General features: G+C 67.5%; 17 protein-coding genes. 7 read left to right on the top strand and 10 right to left on the bottom strand.

Annotated elements, in window-relative coordinates:
- Positions 1–30 precede the first annotated feature (30 nt).
- Positions 31–771: a phosphonate metabolism transcriptional regulator PhnF gene (gene phnF, locus ABH900_RS04410; protein ID WP_429621674.1), complete on the bottom strand. Its 741-nt coding sequence runs from the start codon at positions 769–771 to the stop codon at positions 31–33.
- Positions 772–877: 106 nt separating this feature from the next.
- On the opposite strand from phnF, the gene ABH900_RS04405 reads away from it, so the two are divergent.
- Together ABH900_RS04405 and ABH900_RS04400 are read left to right on the top strand one after the other, a co-directional pair.
- On the top strand, positions 878–2,020 hold the full coding sequence (locus ABH900_RS04405) for an alpha-D-ribose 1-methylphosphonate 5-triphosphate diphosphatase (protein WP_429621672.1): 1,143 nt from the start codon (positions 878–880) through the stop codon (positions 2,018–2,020).
- A gap of 138 nt (positions 2,021–2,158) precedes the next feature.
- Entirely contained in the window at positions 2,159–4,771 is a 2,613-nt protein-coding gene (locus ABH900_RS04400; protein WP_429621670.1) for a TonB-dependent receptor, read from the top strand.
- A gap of 47 nt (positions 4,772–4,818) precedes the next feature.
- Here the strand turns inward: ABH900_RS04400 and ABH900_RS04395 are convergent, their stop codons facing one another.
- Positions 4,819–5,535 (bottom strand): transporter substrate-binding domain-containing protein, encoded by a 717-nt coding sequence (locus tag ABH900_RS04395; RefSeq protein ID WP_429621668.1) that lies wholly within the window; start codon positions 5,533–5,535, stop codon positions 4,819–4,821.
- 81 nt (positions 5,536–5,616) lie between these two features.
- Here ABH900_RS04395 and ABH900_RS04390 point away from each other — a divergent pair, with 81 nt between their 5' ends.
- Positions 5,617–5,988: a VOC family protein gene (locus ABH900_RS04390; RefSeq protein ID WP_429621666.1), complete on the top strand. Its 372-nt coding sequence runs from the start codon at positions 5,617–5,619 to the stop codon at positions 5,986–5,988.
- A 63-nt stretch (positions 5,989–6,051) separates the two neighbouring features.
- On the opposite strand, the gene ABH900_RS04385 is transcribed toward ABH900_RS04390, so the two are convergent.
- A complete protein-coding gene (locus ABH900_RS04385) occupies positions 6,052–6,891 on the bottom strand; it encodes an arylamine N-acetyltransferase family protein (RefSeq protein WP_429621664.1) in 840 nt (279 codons plus the stop codon).
- Between the two features lie 204 nt (positions 6,892–7,095).
- Between ABH900_RS04385 and ABH900_RS04380 the strand changes: the two genes are divergently transcribed.
- A complete protein-coding gene (locus tag ABH900_RS04380; protein ID WP_429621662.1) occupies positions 7,096–9,633 on the top strand; it encodes a methyl-accepting chemotaxis protein in 2,538 nt (845 codons plus the stop codon).
- Between the two features lie 78 nt (positions 9,634–9,711).
- Here the strand turns inward: ABH900_RS04380 and ABH900_RS04375 are convergent, their stop codons facing one another.
- The 5 genes from ABH900_RS04375 to ABH900_RS04355 form a co-directional block, all read right to left on the bottom strand.
- Complete coding sequence (locus ABH900_RS04375; protein ID WP_429621660.1) at positions 9,712–12,234, bottom strand: PepSY domain-containing protein; 2,523 nt, start codon at positions 12,232–12,234, stop codon at positions 9,712–9,714.
- 500 nt (positions 12,235–12,734) lie between these two features.
- Positions 12,735–13,298 (bottom strand): TlpA family protein disulfide reductase, encoded by a 564-nt coding sequence (locus ABH900_RS04370; RefSeq protein ID WP_429621658.1) that lies wholly within the window; start codon positions 13,296–13,298, stop codon positions 12,735–12,737.
- Entirely contained in the window at positions 13,295–15,676 is a 2,382-nt protein-coding gene (locus ABH900_RS04365) for a protein-disulfide reductase DsbD domain-containing protein (protein ID WP_429621656.1), read from the bottom strand. Before ABH900_RS04365 ends, ABH900_RS04370 begins: the two co-directional genes overlap by 4 nt.
- Positions 15,673–16,011 carry a divalent-cation tolerance protein CutA gene (gene cutA, locus ABH900_RS04360; protein ID WP_010481118.1) on the bottom strand — a complete coding sequence of 113 codons (339 nt, stop codon included), beginning with the start codon at positions 16,009–16,011 and terminating at the stop codon, positions 15,673–15,675. The genes ABH900_RS04365 and cutA overlap by 4 nt, the downstream gene beginning before the upstream one ends.
- 68 nt (positions 16,012–16,079) lie before the next feature.
- Positions 16,080–17,870 (bottom strand): endonuclease, encoded by a 1,791-nt coding sequence (locus ABH900_RS04355; protein ID WP_429621653.1) that lies wholly within the window; start codon positions 17,868–17,870, stop codon positions 16,080–16,082.
- A 357-nt stretch (positions 17,871–18,227) separates the two neighbouring features.
- On the opposite strand from ABH900_RS04355, the gene ABH900_RS04350 reads away from it, so the two are divergent.
- From ABH900_RS04350 to ABH900_RS04340, 3 genes are all read left to right on the top strand, one after another.
- Positions 18,228–18,515, top strand: coding sequence for a co-chaperone GroES (locus ABH900_RS04350; protein WP_429621651.1), 288 nt, complete (start codon positions 18,228–18,230; stop codon positions 18,513–18,515).
- 81 nt (positions 18,516–18,596) lie between these two features.
- A complete protein-coding gene (groL, locus tag ABH900_RS04345) occupies positions 18,597–20,246 on the top strand; it encodes a chaperonin GroEL (RefSeq protein ID WP_429621649.1) in 1,650 nt (549 codons plus the stop codon).
- Between the two features lie 133 nt (positions 20,247–20,379).
- Entirely contained in the window at positions 20,380–20,991 is a 612-nt protein-coding gene (locus ABH900_RS04340; protein ID WP_429621647.1) for a DUF6445 family protein, read from the top strand.
- Positions 20,992–21,108: 117 nt separating this feature from the next.
- Here ABH900_RS04340 and ABH900_RS04335 read toward each other — a convergent pair whose 3' ends face one another.
- Complete coding sequence (locus ABH900_RS04335) at positions 21,109–22,272, bottom strand: serine hydrolase domain-containing protein (protein ID WP_429621645.1); 1,164 nt, start codon at positions 22,270–22,272, stop codon at positions 21,109–21,111.
- A gap of 69 nt (positions 22,273–22,341) precedes the next feature.
- Positions 22,342–23,280 carry an aspartyl protease family protein gene (locus ABH900_RS04330; RefSeq protein ID WP_429621643.1) on the bottom strand — a complete coding sequence of 313 codons (939 nt, stop codon included), beginning with the start codon at positions 23,278–23,280 and terminating at the stop codon, positions 22,342–22,344.
- Positions 23,281–23,323: the final 43 nt, after the last annotated feature.

The raw sequence follows: 23,323 nt of genomic DNA, 5'->3' as shown, positions 1-23,323 counted from the left end.
TGCGGCGGGTGCAATACCCGCCGCACCGCGCTAGGGATCGCTGCTGACCATCAGCTGCACCCAGTCACCGGCGAAGCAGGTGATGCCGAACTGCACCGGTTGCCCCTGCGGATCGACATTCAGCGAGTGCACGCACAGCACCGGCCGGCGCGTCGATTGCCCGAGTACGCGCGCGACGTCGGCATCGGGCAGGCGTGCCATGACCGTGGTATGCCGGCGCAGGTAGTCGGTCACCCCGAATGCGGCCAGCGTGCGGGTGACCGACGGCGTGCGTGCGAACACGTCGCCCAGCCCCGGGAAGCGGGCAGCCGGGAAATAGGCCTCGCTGTGGTCCACCGTGCGCCCCTCCACCTGGCTGGAATACACCACTCGATGCACGCGTTCGCCGGCCGGCAGGCCAAGCGCACGCGCCACCTGCCGGCTCGGCACCTGCACGCGGCTATCGAGCAGGGTGTAGTGGCTTTCCACGTTCAGGTCATGCATGGCCCGGCCAAAGCGCGTGCGGCGGCTGATCGGGTAGTGGTAGGGATGCTCCTGCACGAAACTGCCGCGGCCGGTTTCGGTGCGCACGTAGCCGCGCTCCTCCAACGCTTCGATCGCGCGCCGCACGGTGTGGCGGTTGACCGCGAAACGCTTGGCCAGCACCTGCGCCGAGGGCAGCTGGTCGCCTTCCACCAGCTGGCGCTCGCGGATCTGCCGCAGCAGCGCCTGTTCGATCTGTTGCCACAGCGGCAGCGCCGAATCGCGCGGCGCGGCGGTTGGCTCGGTCATGGTCATCAAACCTCCATCTGCGGCTGCTGGACTAGACAGGTGCACTGCACGTGCAGGCATATCAACGCGTTGCGGTTGCAGCGGCATGACACAGGCGGAGGAATCCATGGGCGAACGCATCCTCGACAACCTGAAACTGGTGCTGGCCGACGAGGTCGTGCACGGCCATGTGGTGCTGGAGGGGCCACGCATCCGCGCGGTGGAGCAGGGGCGGGTGGGCTTGCCCTGCGCAGAGGACTGCGGTGGCGACTGGCTGCTGCCCGGGTTTGTCGAGCTGCATACCGACAATCTCGAGAAGCATCTGGTACCGCGCCCGGGTGTGGCGTTTCCCGCAGCGGCGGCGGTGCAGGCGCACGATGCACAGCTGCTGGCCGCCGGTATCACCACCGCCTGTGACGCGCTGGCGGTGGGCGACGTGGAAGCCGACAGCGTGCGTGTGCGCAGCCTGCAGGCCGCCCATGCGGCGCTGGCCGAGGCGCGCCGTTCCGGCGGCCTGCGCAGCGACCACTACCTGCACCTGCGTGCCGAGCTGCCGTATCCCGGATTGCTGCCACTGCTGGAGCCACTGCTGGACGACCCGGTGGTGCGCCTGGTGTCGTTGACCGATCACACGCCGGGGCAGCGCCAGTTCCGCGACCTGCAGCGCTACGCGGCCTACTACGGCCTGCCGGCCGATACACGGATCGGCTATCTGGACGACCTGCTGCAGGCACGCCGTGAGCAGCAGGCACGCTTTCGCCCCACGCATCTGCAGCACGTGCTGCGCTGGGTGCGCGGGCGTGGCCTGTGCCTGGCCAGCCACGACGACACCCAGGCGTCCGATGTGGATGAGGCGCTGGCCTGCGGTGCGAGCATCTGCGAGTTCCCGACCACGCTCGAGGCCGCTGCGGCCGCACGTGGGGCTGGCCTGACGATCGTCGCCGGCGCCCCCAACCTGGTGTTGGGGGGATCGCATTCCGGCAACGTGGCCGCGCTGGACCTGGCCCGGGCCGACTGTCTCGACGTGCTGTCCTCCGACTACGTGCCGGCGAGCCTGCTGCCGGCGCTGGGTGTGCTGTGCGCGCAGTTGGGCTGGAACCTGCCACGGGCGGTAGCCACGGTCAGCCATGCGCCGGCACAGGCACTGGGGCTGCAGGATCGTGGCCGCATCGGTGAGGGCCTGCGGGCCGATCTGCTTCGGGTACGCGGATCCATACCGGACTACGTGGCCGAGGTATGGGTGGCCGGCCGTCGCCTGCTCGCCCAGTAGTCGCCACCGCACGAACGCCTAGACAGCTGCCCCGACCTGGCTAGTCGCTGCCGCCAGCGCTTCACCGCGCTCATCGAAAGTGGCCGCCATCGCCGCTCCCCTGTGAGCGGTCCACTTTCCCTTGCCGCCACCATCGCCATGCCCACACTGCCTACGCGCCACCCGCTCACCCTGGGCCTGCTCGCCCTGCTGCATGCCCCGCTGGCCGTCCAGGCCGCCACCCCGGTTGCGACCGATAGCGCACCCGCCACCTCCGCCGTCGATCTGGATACCGTCACCGTGGTCGGCAGCATCGTCAGTGGTGAGAAGCAGGCGCTGGATGCACAGCGCGAAGCCAGCCACCTGATGAACGTGATCAGCGCCGACGGTATCGGCAAGCTGCCCGACCACAACGCGGCCGAGGCGGTGCAGCGGGTACCGGGTGTGTCGATCGAGCGTGACCAGGGCGAGGGCCGCTTCGTCGCGGTGCGTGGCCTGCCGGCGCAGTGGAACTCGACCACCCTCAACGGTGACCGCCTGCCGACCGCCGAGGAGGAAACCACCAGCCGCGCCACTGCCTTCGATTTCTTCCCGACCGAGCTGATCGAGCGCATCGAAGTCAGCAAGACACTCACGCCCGATCGCGAGGGCGATGCCATCGGTGGCCAGGTCAACTTCGTCACCCGCACCGCACCAACGCGCCGCACCTTCGCCGCCAGTGTGGCTGGAAACTACAACGACAAGGCCGTCGATACCGGTACCAGCGCCAACGTGCTGTACGGTGACCGCAGTGCCGATGGCCGCTTCGGCTTCCTCATCAACGGCACCTACTGGAAGCGTCCGTGGGCCACCGACAACTTCGAGCCGCGCCGCAGCGCGGACGGCCTGGGCATCTACCGGCTCGAGCTGCGTGACTACACCGGCGAGCGCACCACTCGCGGTGTCAACGGCGGCATGGAGTTCCTGCCGGCCGACGGCCACCGCCTGTATGTCCGCGGCCAGTACGGTGAGCTGAGCGATGACGAAACCCATTACAAGCACCGCTACCGTTTCGACAAGGACCGCGTCGAACTGCAGAACATCCACAACGAGCTGATCACCGAGTTCAAGACGTTCGAGCTCGGCGGCCAGCACACCTTCGGTCGCGGCCAGGTGGATTGGAAACTGGCCACCGCCGAAAACGGGTTCCGCTACGGTTGTATCCCTACCTGCGCCGACAATGCCTACTTCGTGGTCCAGTTCAACCAGGGCAAGGTTGGTTACCAGGGCCTGCAGGACCGTGGCGTGGGTCGAAATTCGTACAACACCATTGATGGCGGCAACGTCGCCGCCGATACCCCTGAGACCCATCTGCCGCCGGGTTTCGCGATGGACCCGCGGAAGATGGCGTTGAGCGCGGTCGAGCTGTACCGGGTGGCGATCAACGAGAAGGACAAGGCGGTCGCGCAGCTGGACTTCAGTTTCGACGCCAGCGACACGCTGACCTGGAAGATGGGTGCAAAGTACCGTGACAAGCAGCGCCGCGCGCGCTTCTCCGACGAGTTCTACGCCTGGAACACCGCCACCGGCGGCCCGGTGCCGACCCCGGCCGACTTCCCGTTGATGGATCAGCCCGGTCGCAGCGGCTATGACATCGGCAACGGGCGCGACTACGCCCGTGACTTTTCGCAGGTGGTGCCGATGCAGGCCCTGGCCGAATGGTATCGACAGAACAAGCAGCATCTGGTGCTGGTGCCGGGCGACTCGGCGCTGGTGGCCAATGGTGCGGCGCTGGGCCGCAACTTCGACGTGGCCGAGAAGCAGTACGCGACCTATGCGATGGCTACCTGGAAGCCGGACGAGCGCTGGGACGTGGTCGGCGGTGTGCGCCTGGAACGCACCGCCACCGACGTGCGCGGGCGGGTGCTGGAGCGCGATGCCGATGGCAGCAGCGAACTGGTGCCCAACCTGGGTCGCAAGCGCTACACCTCGGTGTTGCCGCAGCTCAATGTGCGCTTCTCGCCGCGCAGCGACCTCAACCTGCGGTTGGGTCTGACCCGCAGCTTTGCCCGCCCGAACTTCGGCGACATCAACCCGGGCGGCTCCTTCATGGAGGCCGATGGCACCTTCACTTCCGGAAACGCCAGCCTGGATCCGACCTATTCGGACAACCTGGACCTGATGGCCGAGTGGTACGCCGGCCCGCTGGGCCTGCTGTCCGGCGGCGTGTTCTACAAGAACATCAGCAATCCGGTGTTCCAGAGCAGCAGCACCGGCAACTTCAATGGCAATCCCAACATCACCTTCTACCGGCCCGAGAACGGCGACGACGCCAAGCTGTGGGGCGCCGAGTTCGCCTTCGTGCGCCGCTTCGATTTCCTGCCGGGCCTGTGGAGCAACTTCGGCATCAACGCCAACCTGACCCTGATGGACTCGCGTATGCGTATCCCCGGTCGCAGCGGCGACGTGCCGATCACCGGCCAGGCCGATCGCCTGTACAACGTCACCGTCTACTACGACGACGGTGCCTTCGCCGCCCGCCTGGCCACCAACCACAAGGGCGCCTACATCGAGTCGCACGGAGACAGCAGCACCACCGATGCCTGGTACGGTGCCAATACTTCAGTCGACTTCAGTGCGTCCTACACCTTCGACCGCTGGACCGTATTCGCCGAACTGAGCAACCTGACCAACGAGCCGTTGAAGTACTACCAGGGAAGCCCGCAGCGCCCGCTGCAGGTGGAGTACTACGGTCGTCGCGCGCAGATCGGGCTGAAGTACCTGTTCCAGTAAGCCGTACCCGCGTTCTGTAGCGTCGAGCCTTGCTCGACGCTACAGAATCATCGCACCAGCGTGACCGCCTGCCCGGCACGGGCGAACGCTTCACCCAGCAACGGGCCGGCCTTGATCGCTTCCACCGTGTCGAACAGTGCCCGCAACGCATCGTCCGGGCGCGAGGCCGGCGCCGCCACCGCCTGCTGGATCGCGGTGAAGCGGTCGGCCAGTACGCGGTGGCCGGGATGCATCTGTGCCCAGGCCGCCAGCGGCTGGCGCACGCCGGCGGCGGCATCCAGGCGCTGCTGGTCGAACAGGGCAATCGCCGCCGCCGAAGTATCCGCCCGCTCGATCGTGGCGTGGTGCAGCTCGCGGCTCAGGAACAGGTCGTAGGCGGCACCGCGGCCGACCGCGATGCGCAGGCCATCGCGGTCCAGGTCGGCAACGTGCCGCGCCGGGCTGTCCTCGCGCACCAGATAAGTGCCCTCGATCTCCACATAGGGTGCGCTGAAAGCGATGCGATCGGCGCGTGCCGGATCGATGGCCAGGAAGGCCAGATCCCAACCGTTTTCGCTGGCCGCGGCGACTACCGAGGCCGCTGCATGGTGACAGGTGAAACGCGCCTGCACGCCCAGCCGCTGTGCCAGCGCAGTGGCAAGCTCCAGCGAAGGCCCGCGCGGTGCGCCCGCATCACCCTGCGCCAGCACCGGGTTGCCCAGGTTGATGGCCACGCGCAGGAACCCCTGCGGTGCCAGCGTGCTTCGATGGTCGGCCAGGGACATGCAGGACTCCACAGGGCAGGGGAGACCAGCATGCCAGCACGGCCCTGCAAGGCTGTGTCAGCATCCGGTTATCCTGCGGGCATGAACCCCATCCTGCACGTTGAGATACCGGTCACTGACCTGGCCCGGGCCATCACGTTCTACCAGCAGTGGCTGCAGGTGGTGGTGGACGAGCCGAGCCTGCTGCACGACTGCAGGATGGCCTATCTTCCATTTGCCGATGAAGCCGCCGGCGCCAGCCTTGCGCTGGTGCAGGGCGCGGACTATCGGCCTTCCGAGCAGGGGGCGCGCATCTACATCGGGGTGGATGATCTCGATGCCAGCCTGGAACGTGCCCTGCGGGCCGGTGCCGAACTGCGCTTCGGCCCGGCCGACGCCGGTGATTGGCGCGTGGCCGAGATCTGCGACAGCGAAGGCAACCGCATCGCGCTGCAGGCGCCCGGGGGGGTGTAGCGTCGAGCGTGGCTCGACTGCTTCTGACGACGTGGGCAATGCCTCAGTCGAGCAGGCTCGACTCTACGGTGTCGCGGCGCGCGAGCGCTGCAGCCACTCGTTGATTGCCGGATCCAGTCGTGGGTCGTCCGGCAGCTGCAGGCCGAAGCGCTGCTGCAGCACCTCGCGGACATCACCCACGTCGTGCAGCGGGCGCTTGTCCGGTGCCTGGCCGGGACGGTATTCGGTGTAGTTGCCGCTGCCGATGGTGCGGCGCCAGTCCGGCCCGGTCAGCGACGCGCGCAGCTGGCCGGGGAAATTGGAGTCGGGGTGGGTGCACACGTACCAGTTGCCCACCACGTTGTCGATCGGTGCCGGTGCCTGCAGGTCGAAGCGGTACATCGCCCGCCAGCCGTCGCTGGATTCGGCCGACAGCACGAAATCACCGTCTTCACCCAGGCGATCCAGCAGGTAGCGCTCGTGTGGCGTGGCCTGCGGTTGGGGGTCATGCAGCCGCAGCGGCACGGTCGGGGTCAGGCTGCCGAAGCCGGCATCCACCAGCCAGTCATCTCCGTCCACGTGCACGCGCAGCAGCAGATGGGTGCGCGCCGTCAGCTCGCCATCGTGCGCTGCCAGCAGAACCCGTGCGCTCAGCGGCTGCGCATCGAAGCCCAATGCCTGCAGCAGCGCCAGCAGGCCGCCATTGAGTTCGAAGCAGTAGCCGCCCCGATGGTCGTCAAGCAGCTTGCGCTGCACGCTGTCCAGGTCGATCGGCACCGCATCGCGCAGCAGGCAGCTGAGCGTCTCGAACGGCAGCAGCGCGTTGTGGCGCTGCTGCAGCCGGGTCAGGCCGGCCAGTGACACCGGCGGTGGTGCATCCAGCTGCAGGCGTTGCAGGTAGCGGGGGACATCGAGCATCGCCATGGAGGCACCGGGCGGGGGAGGGAGGTCCACTGTGCTCCCCCAACCGGGGTTGAGGTCAAGCACCGCGTTGGTGTCATCCCCCCGTCGCCTGTGCCGGGTACAAAGGCCGCGTCCGCCAGCAATCGGTGGGACTGAACCAAAAAACCCCTAAAGTTGCTCCACATCCAGGCCGATACAGGTGCGTCCTTCCGTCTGGAGCCTGTCATGTCGGCCGTTGTCCTCCACCTCCGGTCCCTGCGCATGCGGCTTGCCGCGCTGCGCTCGGCGTCCCCCGGCCTGCTGCTGTGGCTGCAACCGCACCGGCTGAGCGTGGCCAACAAGCTCAAGGCCACACTATGGGTCTGCGGCCTGGGCCTGGTGGCAATCGCCGCCGTCTACGCCTGGACCGGCCACACCAGCGCGCAGGCTGCACGCAACCAGGCCAGCTACCAGCGCGGCAGCGATCTGGCCGCCCGTCTGGCGACACAGGTGGCCGAAGCCCGCCGCCTGCAGACCCAGTATGCACGCAGTTTCGATGACGCTGACCGCGACCAGCTGCTGGCTGTGCAGAAGGGCCTGCAGGCCGACCTGCAGGCGCTGCGTGCGATGCCGATGGATGCTGGCCGGCGCAAGGCCCTGCAGGCGCTGGCCGAGGCTGCCGATGCGTTCTCGCAGGGTGTGGCGGCGCTGTTCGAGCGCGTTGACGAAATGGGGCGGGGAGACGCCGGTCTTGCCGCGCAGTTGCAGCAGTCCGCCGATGCACTGCAAGCGCAGGTGGATGTGCAGCAGCGTCCATCGCTGGCGCTGTCCCTGCAGAAGATGCGCCGCCAGGAGGCGCTGCTGTTGCTCGACGGTGATTCCGTGCATGCCGACCGCGCCAGCGAGGAAAAACTGCCGTTCGATCTTGCACTGGTGGGGCTGCCCACCGCGGTGCAGGACACCTTGCGCGCCGGCATGGAGCATTACCAGGTGGCCCTGCTGGGCTATACCGCTGCCCGCGTCGGCCTGGATGTGGAGGCGCAGTCGTTGCTGGACACCGCTGCCGGCGTAGCGCCGGCGCTGGCCGCGTTCCAGCAGGCCCAGGTGTCGGCGTTGGGCAATGCGCAGGCGCGCCAGCAGGCCGGTGCGCGCACCATGAGCGTGCTGTTTGCGTTGACCCTGCTGCTGGTGGCCGGCGTGCTGATCACCAGCCTGGTACTGGTACTACGCGCGGTACGCCAGCCGATCCAGGACACCCTGCGCTTCGCCAGTGACATCGCTGATGACCGCCTGGACACCACGCTGCATGTCTACAACGCCAACGATGAGATCGGACAGCTGGCCCAGCGCCTGGTCGACATGCAGCAACGGCTGCGTGCTCGCATCGAGACCGAACGGGCGGTGGCACGCGGCAATACCCGGGTGCGCCAGGCGCTGGACAGCGCGCAGACCGGACTGATGGTGATCGATGCCGAAGGTGAGGTGGTCTATGCCAACCCGGCGCTGCTTGAGCTGCTTGCGCTGCAGGCCGACGTGCTGGTGAGCAGCGATGCGGTGAGCCTGCATCCGGCACTGGGCAGCCTGGCCGGCGTACGCCAGCGCGAGGAGCGCGAGATCGGCCACGCCGGTGTGCGCTACCAGCTGATCGCCAACGCCATCATCGACGAAGGGCAGTTCCTCGGCGTGGCGGTGGAATGGCGCAGCCGCGCGCTGGAAACCCTGCTGGAAACCGAGGTGGCTGCATTGGTCGATGCCGCTGCACACGGTGACCTGCACGGGCGCATTGTGCTGGACGGAAAGCAGGGCTTCGTACGCACGCTGTCGACCAGCATCAATCGCCTGCTGGCCACGTTTGAAACCAATCTCGGTGACCTGCAGGCGCTGCTGGCCGCGCTTGCCCGTGGCGACCTCAGCGTGCGTATGGAGGGTGAGCTGCAAGGCGTGTTCGCACGCATGCGTGACGATGCCAACGCTACCGTGGCACAGCTTGGGCGCATTGTTACTGGCATCCAGCGGGCGACGTCCCGCCTGGATACCGGCGTCGGCGAGATCGTTGCCGGCCATCACGATCTATCGGAACGCACTGAACAGCAGGCCGCCAACCTGGAAGAGACCGCGGCATCGATGCATGAGCTGACCGATACCGTCGGCCGCAATGCCGATGCTGCTGGCCGCGCCGACGCGCTGGTCAAGGGCGCGGCGGCCGTGGCACAGCGTGGGGGTGAGGCCGTTGGCCAGGTGGTGGCGACCATGCATGGCATCAGCGAGGCCTCACGGCGGATCGGCGACATCACCCAGCTGATCGATGGCATCGCCTTCCAGACCAATATCCTCGCCCTCAATGCGGCGGTGGAAGCGGCGCGCGCGGGCGAGCAGGGCCGCAGCTTCGCGGTGGTGGCCGCGGAAGTGCGCCTGCTGGCGCAGCGCAGTGCCGAGGCGGCCAAGCAGATCAAGGGACTGATCGAGGATTCGGTGGCGCGCGTCGGCCAGGGCAACCGGCAGGCCGAGCAGGCAGGCACCACGATGGGCGAGATTGTCGGCAGCGTGCAGCAGCTGGCCGAACTGCTGGCCGGTATCCGCAGTGCGTCGCAGGATCAGCATGCCGGCATCGCGCAGGTGAACCAGACCATCGTGCAGATGGAAGCCAGCACCCAGCGCAATGCCAGCCTGGTGGAAGAGGCCGGTGCCTCGACGGCGCAGATGCAGGCGCAGGTGCATGCCTTGGCCGAAGCAGTGGGAGTGTTCCGGTTGCAGCCGGTGCCGCACGCGGCCCGCGCGGCCTGACCGTGGTCGCCGGGCCTGGGCTGGCGCTGCCCGAGGCGGATTTGAAACGGTAGCGCCGGGCCGTGCCCGGCGCGGGACTCAATACACGTCGCGGCGATAGCGGCCGTTTTCCAGCAGTGTTTCCACCGCCTCATCGCCCAGCGCCGCGCGTAGTACCTGGTCCACGCCTTCGGCCATGCCCTGCAATGAGCCGCAGACGTGGATCACCGCGCCGCGCTGCATCCAGTCGCGCAGCGCATCGGATGCCGCGCGCAGGCGATCCTGCACATAGCCACCGTCGCCATCGCGCGAGAACGCCAGATCCACCCGTGCCAGATGGCCGTCGGCCTGCCAGGCGTCGATCTCTTCGGCGAACAGGAAGTCATGCGCGCGCTGGCGTTCGCCAAACAACAACCAGTGTCCGTGCTCGCCGGCCTGCGCAGCTTCGCGCAGCAGGCTGCGCAGGCCGGCAATGCCGGTGCCGTTGCCGATCAGCACCATCGGTGAACCGGTGATGCGGTTGAATCCGGGATTGCGATGTACCCGGGCAGCGATGCTCGCACCCACCGGCGCATGCAGCGACAGCCAACCCGACCCGAGCCCGGCGCGGCCCACTTCGTCGTGCACCAGCCGCACCACCAGTTCCACCGCGCCGTCATCCGCGCATGAGGCGATGGAGTACTCGCGCCCTGGCAGCAGCGGCAGCCCGGCCAGCCACAGGCAAGGATCCTGCACGGTCAGCGCGGCGTCGGCATCGGGCAGCTCGCGTTCGCTGGCCAGGGCCAGCAGCGTGCGCGGATGGCCTTCCATCAGCAGTGGCTGCAGCGGATCCAGCCCGTGTGCCTTCAACACTGCGCTGGCATGCCGCGCATTATGGCGGGGGGCGATATGCAGGATGTCGCCTGCCTGCCACTGCACTTCGGCCGGCGCCGCAAGACGGATACGCCAGATGGCTCCGCCGATGCTGCCCGGATTGAGGCGGTCGCGACCGAGAAGGCGCCACTCGTGCATCTGCGTAGCGGCAGGCAGCACGCTGTCATCGGTGACGATGCCGGTCAGCACACCCAGTTGCCGCTGCCATTGGCGCAGAGCCGGTATCGCCGCAGCATCGACATCGATACGCTCGAACAGCGGGCGCGCGCCGTTGCCGATCAGCCATCGGTCGACCTGGCGGCCGAAGCCGCAGTAGTGCGGATACTGGCGGTCACCCAGCGCGAGCAGGCCGAAGTGCAGGCCCGACAGGTCCAGCCGTTGTGCAAGAAGTTGTCGCGCGACACGTCGTGCCGCGTCCGGTGGCTCACCGTCGCCGAAGGTGCTCAGTACGAACAGCGCCTGCACGTTGCGCCGCAGCTGTGCAGCATCCACGCGGGCCAGTGGCAGCACCTGCACCGGATGGCCTGCGGCCTGCAATTGTGCCGCCGCGCGCCAGGCCAGCTGCTCCCCCAGCCCGCTTTGGCTGGCATGCACCACCAGCCACGGCGCCCCGCTGTCATCGGCGGTTGCCACAGGCAGCGTCTGCCGCAACCCACGCGCGGCGCGCTGGCTGCGGCGGCGGTCCAGGTACAGCATCCAGCCGGTGATGAAGAACAGGCTCATGCCCAGGCTGCTGAGCATCACCATCACGCGCCCCGGCACGCCGAAATAGCTGCCCGAATGCAACGCGAACACGCTGGTGGCCAACTGGCCGCCGGTGCCTTGGCGGGCATAGGGGCGGCTATCGAGGATGGCGCCGGTGCCCGGGTCCAGCTGCAGCAGGTCGTGTGCACGGTCATGCTGGCCACCGCGCTGCAACGGATCACCCGCCATCACGCGCACGTTCAGCGCCTGACCCGGTTTCTCCGGCAGGCGCAGGTCGATGAAACCGGTGCGCACGCCAGGCAGGGCATACAGCGTGGTTTGGACGCGTTGCAGATCCAGCCCCGCGTCGGTGGCGATCTTGTGCCTGGCTGGCGGTGCGACACCCAGCACGGTGTTGGCCGCATTGCGGTACCAATCGAACGACCACCACAGACCGGTCAAAGCGCTCATCAGGTAGATCAGCAGTACCCACGTACCGACCACCGAGTGCAGGCTCCACAGGAAGCCCCGCCCGCTGCGCTTCCACTCCACTGCCAGCCAGCTGCGCCAGTGCCACCAGCGGCGCGGCCAGCGCAGGTACAGGCCGGACAGGGTGAAGAACAGCAGCGCTATCGCACAGCTGCCGGTGATCCACTTGCCGCGTTCGCCGGCGGCGAGGTGGCGATGCAGGTCTTCGACGAAGTCGAAGAACGCCTGCCCCCGCAGGGCGCTGAAACGTTCACCGCTGTACGGGTCGAAGTACACCCAGTGCTGCTTGCCACCGGCGAAGCGCGCCACCGATGGCCGCTGCCCGGTTGCATCGATGCGCAGGCGCTGCAGTGGACGTTCGTTGCCGGCCTGCAGCAGTGGCACCAGTTCACTGAGTGCGAGCGGGTGCTGGCCGTCGGCATGATGTTCGGCGATCTCAGCGAAGCCGGGGTTGGCCGCGCGCAGCAGCTCGTCCTCGAAGGACAGTACCGCGCCGCTGAGGCCCATCACGGCCAGAACGGCACCGGCGGTGATGCCCAGCAGCCAGTGCAGTTGGAACAGGACGTTCTTGAACATCGAAAGAGGAGGGCCCGGAAGGCTGCCGCTCGCATCCTGCGCAACAGCAAATGAGAATTAGTCGCGGAATTCTCCGTGGCGCCCCGGCTGCGGTCAAGCAGGAGGTATCGGCCGGGCGGCGGACGCCGTAAACCCCCGCAACCGGACCCACCCCGCCTTCAACAGTTTCTCGCGATCTGCAGTAGATCCACGCTATGCGTGGATGCTCTTCGTTCAACTGTCGAAATAGTCGATTTCGATGGGCATTCATCCACGCATGGCGTGGATCTACCGTGTTGACCAAGGCCGACACCTACCTACGGCACCGGGAAACTGTCGAGGGCGGGGCGATGTGGGCCTGCAGGACCGTTGGCGCCATGGATGGCGCCATCGAGCCCCCATGGATGGGTTCACGGCGTGTCCTGCAGGCCCACATTGTCCCGCCCAACTCTCAGCGTCGCAGAGCCGCTTTGGCTGTTGCCGTTGCTTCGGCGGGTGCAGGGTGCAACCCTGCCGAACCCTCACTTCACCCAGCCGTCGATCTCGCCGTGGGCGAACGGTCCCAGCTTCGCCTTCAGCAACCGCCCCTGTGCATCGAACAGCACGCTGTAGGGCAGCAGGCCCTGCGCATTGCCCAGCTGCACGCTGGCGTCGTGTGGGCCCGGCGTCTCGATGACGATCGGATAGTCCACCGGCACCCGCTGCAGGAAACCACGCACGTCGTCCGGGGTATCCAGCGCCAGGCCCAGAACCTGCACGCCGTTGTCGCCCTGGGTATCGGCGAAGCGGGCCAGTTCGGGCATTTCTTCCACGCAGGGGGCGCACCAGCTGGCCCAGACATTGACCAGCAGCGGGCGGCCGGCGAAGCGCTGGCGCAGCGCCAGCGGGTGTCCCTCAAGGTCTGGCAGGGTCAGTGCCGGCATTCGATCGCCCACCTGCAGGGTGGGCTTCACGGCAGTGGCTGCAGAAGCAGCCGGTGACGCGGCAGGCGTGGAAGACGCCGGCGTCAGCCGATGCCCGGCCCACAGGCCCAGGCCGGCGGCCAGCACCGCTGTCCACAGCAGCGCTGGCCGTTGCCACTTCACCGGGCGGTGCGCAGCAGCGCTTCCTCGACCACCGCCTGGGTCAGCAGGGTCGGCAGCACGGTCGGCGGCGCACCGGGGCCGTAGACCACATACAGCGGCACGCCCACCGCTTTGTGCTCTTCCAGGAACGTGGTGATCTGCGGGTCGACATTGGTGTAGTCACCGCGCATGTACACCGCATTGGTGCGTTTGAGCAGTTCCTTGAACTCCGGTCGCGACAGCACCGCGCGTTCGTTGGCCTTGCAGCTCACGCACCAGTCGGCGGTCATGTTGACGAACACCACGCGGTTGTCGGCACGCAGGCGGTCCAGCAGCTGTGGCGAATACTCGACCACGTTGTCGCTGGCGGCCTGCGCGGCGCGCGCCGGAGGGGACAGCTGGGTCACGCCCCACGCCGGAACCAGTGCACCGATCGCCAGCAGCACGCCCAGCAGGGTCACCGCCCGCGAGCCGGTCCAGCGGTTGCGCTCGAACAGCCACAGGCCGAAGGCGAACAGCAGCAGGCCACCCAGCACCAGCGCCATGCCGTCCACGCCGCGCTGCTTGCCCAGCACCCACAGCAGCCACAGCGCGGTGGCATACATCGGGAAGGCCAGCACGTGCTTGAGCGTTTCCATCCACGGGCCCGGCTTGGGCAGGCGTCGTGCCAGTGCCGGCACGAAGCCGATCAGCAGGAACGGCAGCGCCAGGCCCAGGCCGAGGAACAGGAACACGGTCATCGCCTTCAGCGGCGGGGCAATGAACGCGTAGGCAATCGCGCCGCCCATGAACGGGCCGACGCAGGCACTGCCGACCACGCAGGCCAGCGCACCGGTGAAGAAGTCACCGGCCGGGCCGCTGCGGCTGGCCAGCGATTGGCCGAGGTTGCCGATGCCACCGCCCAGGGTGAACACGCCGGACAGGCTCAGGCCCACCGCAAACATGATGTAGGCCAGCGCTGCCACCACACCCGGGTGCTGCAGCTGGAAGCCGATGCCAACGGCGTTGCCGATCGCGCGCAGGCCGACCATCAACGCACCGATCACGGCGAAGGCCACCAGCACGCCCAGCGTGTACCAGAGCGCATGGCTGCGCGCGCGCTCGGGGCTCTCGCCGCTCTGCGCCAGGCTCAACACCTTCAGCGACAGGATCGGCAGCACGCAGGGCATCAGGTTCAGCACCAGGCCACCGGCCAGGGCCAGCAGCAGCACCCACACGAACGAACGGTCCGGATTCGGCGTGGTGACCGGCGGGCGCGTACGCAGGGCGTTGTCACCGCGCGCATCGGCGGCGAATTCATTGTCGGCAGTGGCAGCGCCGGTGGCGGCCGCCGTGTCCGCAGTGTCGTTGGGCACGGTTGGCAGCAGGCGCAACGGGGCCCCGTTGGCGGCTTCGCGCGGAGCAGCAGCGGTGGCCAGCGGGCTGATCATCCCGTTGCGCGGCGGCGCCGGGTCGGCACTGGCGCTGAGCTTGCCGGCCGGAATCGACAGCTTCACCCGGCGGGTCATCGGCGGGTAGCAGATGCCATCGGTCTGGCAGCCCTGGAAGGTCACCACCAGCGTGCTGTCGACCGCGTCGGTGACCGTGCGGCGCAACGGCAGCGGCACTTCCACCTGGTTGAAGTACACCGAGACATCGCCGAAGTGCTCGTCACGATGCGATTGCGCGGCGGGCCAGCGCGGCTTGTCGGCCAGCACGCCGGCGCTGCCCTCCAGCTTCAGTGAGGTGCGGTCGCGGTACAGGTAATAGCCCGGCGCCGGGCTGAAGCGCAGCAGCAGCGTGTTGCCGTCGCTGGCGATGGCATCAAAGCCGAATGCCTGTTCTGACGGCAGCGGCAGCGCCTGGCTGGTGCTGGCTGTGCCCGGCAGGCGCAGGCCGCCGCTGTTGCCGGTACCGGCCAGCGGATTGTTGAACGGGCTGGCCGCACCGGCACGCGCGGCAGGTGTGACGGCCGGGGTACCGCCGCCAGGCAGGGTGACCTGCACCACGCGCTTCTGCGGTGGGTAGCAGACCCCTGCATCGGCACAGCCCTGGTAGCGCACTTCCAGGCTGAGGGTGCTGGCGGCGTCGGTCGGCGTGCCCGGCAACGTGGCCAGCAGGCGTTCGCGATAGGTTTCGACCTCGCCGAAGAAATCGTCGTGGTGCTTGTCACCCTTGGGCATCTGCAGCGCGCCGGCATTGAAGGCCGGGTCGGCCTTGACGCTGGTGCGGTGGCGATACAGGTAATAGCCCGGCGCGATCTTGAACTGCAGTTGCACCTGGCCGCGTTCGGGGGCGGTGGCGGTCAGCGCGAACGCCTGGTCCACCGGCAGCAGGTCCTTCTCATCCAGCGCGAAGGCCGGCAGCGAGAGCCACAACAGGGCGCACAAGGCGGCGCCGCGCGCAAACAGAGTCTTCAATCAGTGTCCTCCCGGGTCTGTGCCCGGATCCAGTCCAGATACGCCGGCAGGCCGGCCCGGGTTTCGACCGCGATGCACTCCGGGAGTTCATACGGATGCAGTTCGACGATCCGGGCAATCGCGTCATCGACGCGGCTCGCGGTGGTTTTCACCAGCAGCTGCAGCTCGGCGTCGGTGGTCACCTCGCCCTGCCAGCGGTAGGTCGACTGCGCGCCATCGAGGCGGGTCACGCACGCGGCCAGGCGCTCGCCGACCAGTGCGTGCGCGATGCGCTCGGCACTGGCCCGGTCCGGGCAGGTGGTCAACAGCAGCAGGACGGGATCGACGGTCGACATGACCGTCGAGTATAGGGCCGCCGCCGGGTCAGGGCCCGGCGGCGGCAATGGACCGCTGCGTTGCGCGGTCAGTTGGCCAGCTGGCAGGTCGCCGGCTGGGCCGAGGTGAACAGGGCCGGGGTCGCCCATTCGGGGTGGTCGACGAACGGGTTGCGGTTGCCCTGGAAGCTGTAGACCACGTCATTGCGCGCACGCTCGGCATCATCCGGCGGATCGGACAGGTGCCAGTCGATCAGGGTCGACAGCAGGCCCATGTAGGCCGGCGAGCTGCTGGTCTTGACGATCTTGCTGCGGTCGTCGGTCAGCTCCAGGTCCGGCTCGGACTGGCCGGTCGCCGCATCCTTGCCGCCCTCGTAGCGGATCGCCATGTACATCACCGCACGCGCCATGTCGCCCTTGCGCTTGCCCCACACCTCGAAGGTGCCGGTGTTGCCGTCCGGCGTGCGCACCCAGTTGGAATTGCCCGGGTAGCCGCCGCTGCCGCCGCCCTGGCCGTTGTTGGCCTCGGTTGCGCGCTCGCCGCAGTTGGCATCGCACTTGCCGAACGGCTTGTTGCCGCGGTCGGCGTTCCACTGTGCGTCGGTCAGGTACAGCATGTGGGTGTCGGTGTACGGCGCGTAGGGCAGGCCCTTGTCACCGGTGGTGGTGGCAAAGCCCAGCGAATTCGGCCAGGTGTGCTCGCGGTTGTACTTCAGGCCACTGCCGCTGCCGGCGCGATCGGTCACCTTGGCGTAGCTGCGGTTGCGATACGCATCGAGGATGCGGTTCGGGTTGTTGGGATCCTCGTCGGCGATCTCCAGGATGGTCCAGGTGCTGGTGCCCGAGCCGCTGTACGGATAGGCGGTATGGCCCTTGATGGTGGCATGCAGCGAGCAGCGCAGCTGGCTGGGGCTGGAGGTGTTGACCTTGGAGTAGTAACCGGCCGGCACGCCCGGGTTGCCCGGGTCGGGGTTGCCGCCGGTGCTGGCCACGGTGAAGGCGATGCGGCTGTCGGCGGCCGGGTGTGCGCCCTGCAGGTCGGTGATGCGCGCGGCGCGGATGTCGAAGCGGCAGGCTTCACCGGCCACCAGCGCGGTGTTGGTGGACAGCTTCACGCTGCGGCCGCTGGCGGGGAAGGTCAGCGGCACGCTGCCGGAGGTGCCGCAGCTCAGGGCGAAGGCGCCACTGGCCAGGTTCACCGTCTCGCTGAACACCACTTCCAGATCGGCGGCGGCCGGGAAGGTGCTGCTGCCCTGCGCCGGGGTGGTGGTGGAGACCGACGGCGGCGTGTTCGGGCCCGGGGTACCGCCTCCGCTGAAGGCCTGGCCGTTGTTGCAGCTGCCGAAGGTCTGTTTGGCCGACTCGGCCCAGGTGAAGTGGGCGTACTGGCTGCCGCTGCCGGTCAGCTGCAGCGACGTGCCCGGCGCCGTGCTGTTGGTCTCGGCCACCGGAATGTTCTGGCTGGTCATGCCGGCGGCAGGGCCACCGGAGGCGGTGATGGCGCCCTCGTAGCTGAGGAACTGGACCACCTTGCCGCTGGCATCGACCAGCGCGATGCCATCGTTCGGACCGTTCTGGATGCCGTTGGTCGGGTAGTTGACCACGGCGATGGTGGCGCTGCCGCAGCCGGCGGCGGTGCCGGCCGGGACCGCGTTGTTGGCGTAGACCACGGCAGCCGAGGCATTGGCGCCGTTGTACAGGTACAAGCGGTAACCGGACAGGTCTTCACCGGCAGTGGCGACGACTTCGATCGCTTCGCCGACGTCACCGGCGGCGGTGCTGTCGTCGTAGTGCAGTTCGTTGATGAAGACCTCGGCCTGGGCCGGCGCAGCGGCCAGGGCCAGCAGGCAGGCGACGGCAAGCGGGGACAGCAATCGCATCGACTACTCCTTGTGATTGGGAATGCGCGGCCGAGCCTAAGGCCGATCCAGTGACACTTTGTCGTAAATGAACGTCAGATATCTGACAGTGCGACGCGGGTCACCAAATGTCGAGGGCTCAGGACCTCGGATTGTGGCGTTGCACCGGCCTGAACGCCTTCATGCGCGGTAGGGTCTCCTCTCTGCGGCGCAGCAAATTTTTTTCCGCGATCGGCCTTGAAAGGACCTGGGACAGCTCCATCTCTGTCCTGCTCCCGATTCGTCGGGCTTTTTCACGAGCAATGCTGGCAGTCACCTGGGGTGAGTGCTAACATCGCCAGACTTTTTCAGACCAATCAATAACTTAAGAGGTCTCACATGAGCATCAAGCCGCTGCACGACCGCGTTGTGGTCAAGCCGATCGAAGCCGACGAAGTTTCCGCCGGTGGCATCCTGATCCCGGATTCGGCCAAGGAAAAGTCCACCAAGGGTGAAGTCGTGGCCGTCGGCCCGGGCAAGCCGCTGGACAACGGCAATGTGCGCGCGCCGTCGCTGAAGGTCGGCGACAAGGTCATCTACGGCCAGTACGCCGGCAGCTCGTACAAGAGCGAAGGCGTCGAGTACAAGGTCCTGCGCGAAGACGACGTGCTCGCCATCATCGGCTGAGCCCTGGCGCGACCTGCTTTTCCGTAAGACATCCCTTTTCGTCGCCGGGCCCGGCCCGGCGCAAACACAGAGGTAACTGCAATGGCTGCCAAGGATATTCGTTTCGGTGAAGACGCCCGTTCGCGCATGGTGCGCGGCGTCAACGTTCTCGCCAATGCCGTCAAGGCCACCCTGGGCCCGAAGGGCCGCAACGTCGTGCTCGAGAAGAGCTTCGGTGCCCCGACCATCACCAAGGACGGCGTCTCCGTCGCCAAGGAAATCGAACTGGCTGACAAGTTCGAGAACATGGGCGCGCAGATGGTGAAGGAAGTTGCTTCGCGCACCAACGACGACGCCGGCGACGGCACCACCACCGCCACCGTGCTGGCCCAGGCCCTGATCCGCGAAGGCGCCAAGGCTGTTGCCGCCGGCATGAACCCGATGGATCTGAAGCGCGGTATCGACAAGGCCGTCGTGGCCGCCGTTGCCGAGCTGAAGAGCATCTCCAAGCCGACCGCCGACGACAAGGCGATTGCCCAGGTCGGTACCATCTCGGCCAACTCGGACGAGTCGATCGGCCAGATCATCGCCAATGCGATGAAGGAAGTCGGCAAGGAAGGCGTGATCACCGTTGAAGAAGGCTCGGGCCTGGACAACGAGCTGGACGTGGTCAAGGGCATGCAGTTCGACCGCGGCTACCTGTCCCCGTACTTCATCAACAACCAGCAGTCGCAGACCGCTGACCTGGATGACCCGTACATCCTGCTGCACGACAAGAAGATCTCCAACGTCCGTGACCTGCTGCCGGTGCTGGAAGGCGTCGCCAAGGCCGGCAAGCCGCTGCTGATCGTTGCCGAGGAAGTCGAGGGCGAGGCGCTGGCGACCCTGGTGGTCAACACCATCCGCGGCATCGTCAAGGTCGTGGCCGTCAAGGCTCCGGGCTTCGGTGACCGTCGCAAGGCGATGCTGGAAGACATGGCCGTGCTGACCGGCGGCACCGTGATCTCCGAGGAAGTCGGCCTGTCGCTGGAAAAGGCCACCATCAAGGACCTGGGCCGCGCCAAGAAGGTGCAGGTTTCCAAGGAAAACACCACCATCATCGATGGCGTGGGTGACAAGGCTGCGGTTGATTCGCGCGTCGCGCAGATCAAGACCCAGATCGAAGACACCTCCTCGGACTACGACCGCGAGAAGCTGCAGGAGCGCGTGGCCAAGCTGGCCGGTGGCGTGGCAGTGATCAAGGTCGGCGCTTCGACCGAAATCGAAATGAAGGAAAAGAAGGATCGCGTCGACGACGCCCTGCACGCCACCCGTGCGGCCGTTGAAGAAGGCGTGGTCCCGGGCGGCGGCGTTGCCCTGGTCCGTGCGGTCTCCGCGCTGGCTGGCCTGAAGGGTGCCAACGAAGACCAGAACCACGGCATCCAGATCGCCCTGCGCGCGATGGAAGCCCCGCTGCGCGAAATCGTTGCCAACGCCGGCGAAGAGCCGTCGGTCATCGTCAACAAGGTCAAGGAAGGCACCGGCAGCTTCGGCTACAACGCCGCCACCGGTGAGTTCGGTGACATGCTGCAGTTCGGCATCCTGGACCCGACCAAGGTGACCCGTTCGGCGCTGCAGAACGCGGCCTCGATTGCTGGCCTGATGATCACCACCGAAGCCATGGTTGCCGAAGCTCCGAAGAAGGACGAGCCGGCCATGGGTGGCGCCGGTGGCATGGGCGGCATGGGTGGCATGGGCGGCATGGACTTCTAAGGTCCACGCCCGCGCCGGTAGCGGCCGACCTTGGTCGGCACGCTTCCCCGCTGTAGTGAAAGACCCCGCCGCAAGGCGGGGTTTTTTTGTGCCCGGTTGCCGCCGTCGCGGCGCATCGCTACGCTCGGTGACCATGCCTACCTCGTTCATCATCGTCGACGACTTCCTCTCTCCCGCCGATGCGCAGGGCCTGCGCGAAGCGGCACTGGGTCTGACCTATCCCGTGCAGGAAGGTGCGTTCCCGGGCCGCAATTCGCAGCAGCGGCTGGATCTGGATGGCCTGTCCGGCGCGGTATCGCGCCTGGTCAACGAAGCGCTGCGGCCGGTCAACCCGCTGCAGTCGCACGGCAAGTTCCGCCTGACCCTGGCCGGCGATACCGGTCGCGCCAAGGTGCACGCCGATCACTCGCACTGGTCGGGCATCCTCTACCTGAGCGCGCCGGAGCACTGCGAGGGGGGCACCGAGTTCTTCCGCCATCGCCGTACCGGCACCGAGCGGATGGCGCTGGATGCGGCCGAGCTGGCCGCGCTGGGGTATGCCAACGGCGGCGATATGCATCGGGACATCATCGAGCGCGACAGCAATGACGACAGCGCCTGGGAAATGACCATGCGCATTCCCATGCGCTTCAACCGCCTGGTGCTGCTGCGCCCGTGGTTCTGGCATACCGCCGGCCCGGCCTTCGGTGACCGCCCGGAGAATGGGCGGCTGGTGTATCTGATGTTCTTCGAACAGGCGCGCTGAGGGAAGGTCATCCACGCATGGCGTGGATCTACCGCGGTAGCCATTGCCACAGCAGATCCACGCCATGCGTGGATGCTCCGATTCTGCCGCGTTCGGCACGCAGGCGTTGCCGCACCCTCATTCGACGAATGCCTTCGCCGCGCAGTATTCCCATTGCCAGGGCACGCCGGTCTCGCCCAGCACGAAGGCCACCAGCGCCGGGAAGGTCGCTTCGGCACGCACATCGTTGCCCAGGATCACCACGCAGCGCTGGCGCCGCTCCACGCATACCAGCGTATTGCCCACCGCATCATCATGGCCGCCCTTGTAGAAGCCTGCGCCTTGGGGGCCGCGGAACGTCACCACGCCCAGGCCCGCGGCCAGGTCCTTGCGTTGCTGTGCCTTCGGCAGCTCAGGCTGCAGCGTGGGGAACTGGCTGGCGGTGGTGATCGGCAGCTGCGGCCGAACCAGTTCCCTGCGCATTGCTGCTGACAGTCCGTCGCCGCGCACATAGCCGGCTGCGAAGCGGGCCATGTCGGCGATGGTGGTATCCATCGAACCGGCGGCGCGCACCCGGCTGCGCTCATCATGAGGCTCGGCGGTACCCTCCATGGTCCAGCCATCGGCCAGGTTGGGGGAGAAATCCTCGCGCCACATCATGCTGGTCCGGGTCATGCCGAAGCGGTCGAACACCTGCTGCTGCATCAATGTGCCCACGTCCTGGCCCAGCCGCCCGCGCTCGATCACGAACTGCAGCAGGATCAGCCCTTCACCGGAATAGCCGTAGCGGCTGCCCGGATCGAAGTGAAACTTCAGCCGCCCGTCCGGCTCGAGGAACCCGAAGTTGGCAAAGCCACTGGCGTGGTTGAGCAGCACGCGCGGGGTGAGCTGTCGCCAGCGCGCATCACCGGCCAGCACGCTGTAGTCGGCGTACTTCCTCGGCTCGGGCGGATAGTCCGGCAGCGGCTTGTCCAGCGCCGTGGCGATGCTGGCATCCAGCTCGATCCGCGCATCCTGTGCCAATTGCGCGACCAGATGGCCGAAGGCCATCTTGGTCAGTGACGCGGCGTACATCACCGTGTCGGTGCGCAGAGGCGCGCCCGCGGCGTTGCGTTCGCCGTAGGCGGCCACGTGCACCACCTTGCCGCCATCGATCACCGCCAGCGCCATGCCCCGCGCATGCGCGGCCCGCATCAGCCGCTGCGCTTCGGCATCGATACGGGCCGGCGAAGGCAGTGTCGGTGGTGCGGCCAGCACGGCCAGCGGAGACAGCGTCAGCAACAACAGGGCAGCACGGCGCATGCGTGGACCTCCTGGCGGGACGTGGCGCGATGCTACGCCAGCCCACCGTCCGCGTCATGGCCGCCGGGGTCAGGTGGCTGCCTGGCGGCGCAGGCAGATCCGCGCGGCGCCGGCGCTGATGTCCACCTGACTGGCGACCATCGCGTCGGCGCCGAGGATCAGCGCAGGGCGTGCTTCCAGTCCGATCGAACCGAACACCGACAGCTCGCTGATCCTCACCTCCATCGCCGGGTGCTGCCATCCGGTGCCGGACATGCCGGACATGCCGGACAGGGTGTACAACCACGTCGCCTGCGGCTTGCCGCCCAGCCCCTGCGTGCCTTTCTCCCGCACGCGCAGACGCTCATCGCTGCCGTCGATGCGCAGGCCAAGTGCGCGGGCGGCTTCCGCATTGAGTACGGTCTGCGCGGCACCGGTGTCGACCACCGCGATCGCTTCTACCCCGCTGTCGCCAAGCTTCACGGTGATGAAGCCGAAGTGTTCAAGGCCCTTGCGCCGATCAGGCAATGCGTTGGCCTGGCATCCGGTCCCATCGACGCCAAGCTGCCCGGGCTTCCACAACGCCAGTTCACCACGGCCGAAATCCCAGCGGGTATCCCAGCGGCCCGTCAGGTCGTTGCCGATCAGGCCGTCAACCGCGGGATCGTCGTCCTTCTGCAGGTTGGAAAGATCGGCCTGTACACCGCTGACGCGAAGCCGCCATCCGCCGATCCGCCATGAGGCTGTGTGCATGCGCTGCAGCGGGGCGTTGCCTGCGCTGGCACCCTGGGCATGCGTGGTGGCGGACCGGGTATCCTCCAGGCCGTAGCGGCGTGCCACACGACCATCGACGAGGGTGGCCCCCGCGGCACTGTCGACCACGAAGCGCAGCGGTTCGGCACGGCCGTCAAGCGAAACCGCCACTGCCGGGTGGTTGCCCTGCATCCACATCGGCAGCACGTGTTCAGGTGAGCTGGCGGCCAGCGTGGGGAATGCGGCGGCAAGCAGGGACAGCGGGGTAAGGCGCACGGGAGTCTCCGGGGTTTGATGTGGAGGTCCATTGGCGCGCATC

It is taken from the genome of Stenotrophomonas sp. AN71 (assembly GCF_050435725.1).
Classification (GTDB): domain Bacteria; phylum Pseudomonadota; class Gammaproteobacteria; order Xanthomonadales; family Xanthomonadaceae; genus Stenotrophomonas.
This window is presented reverse-complemented; position numbering and strand designations above follow the sequence as displayed.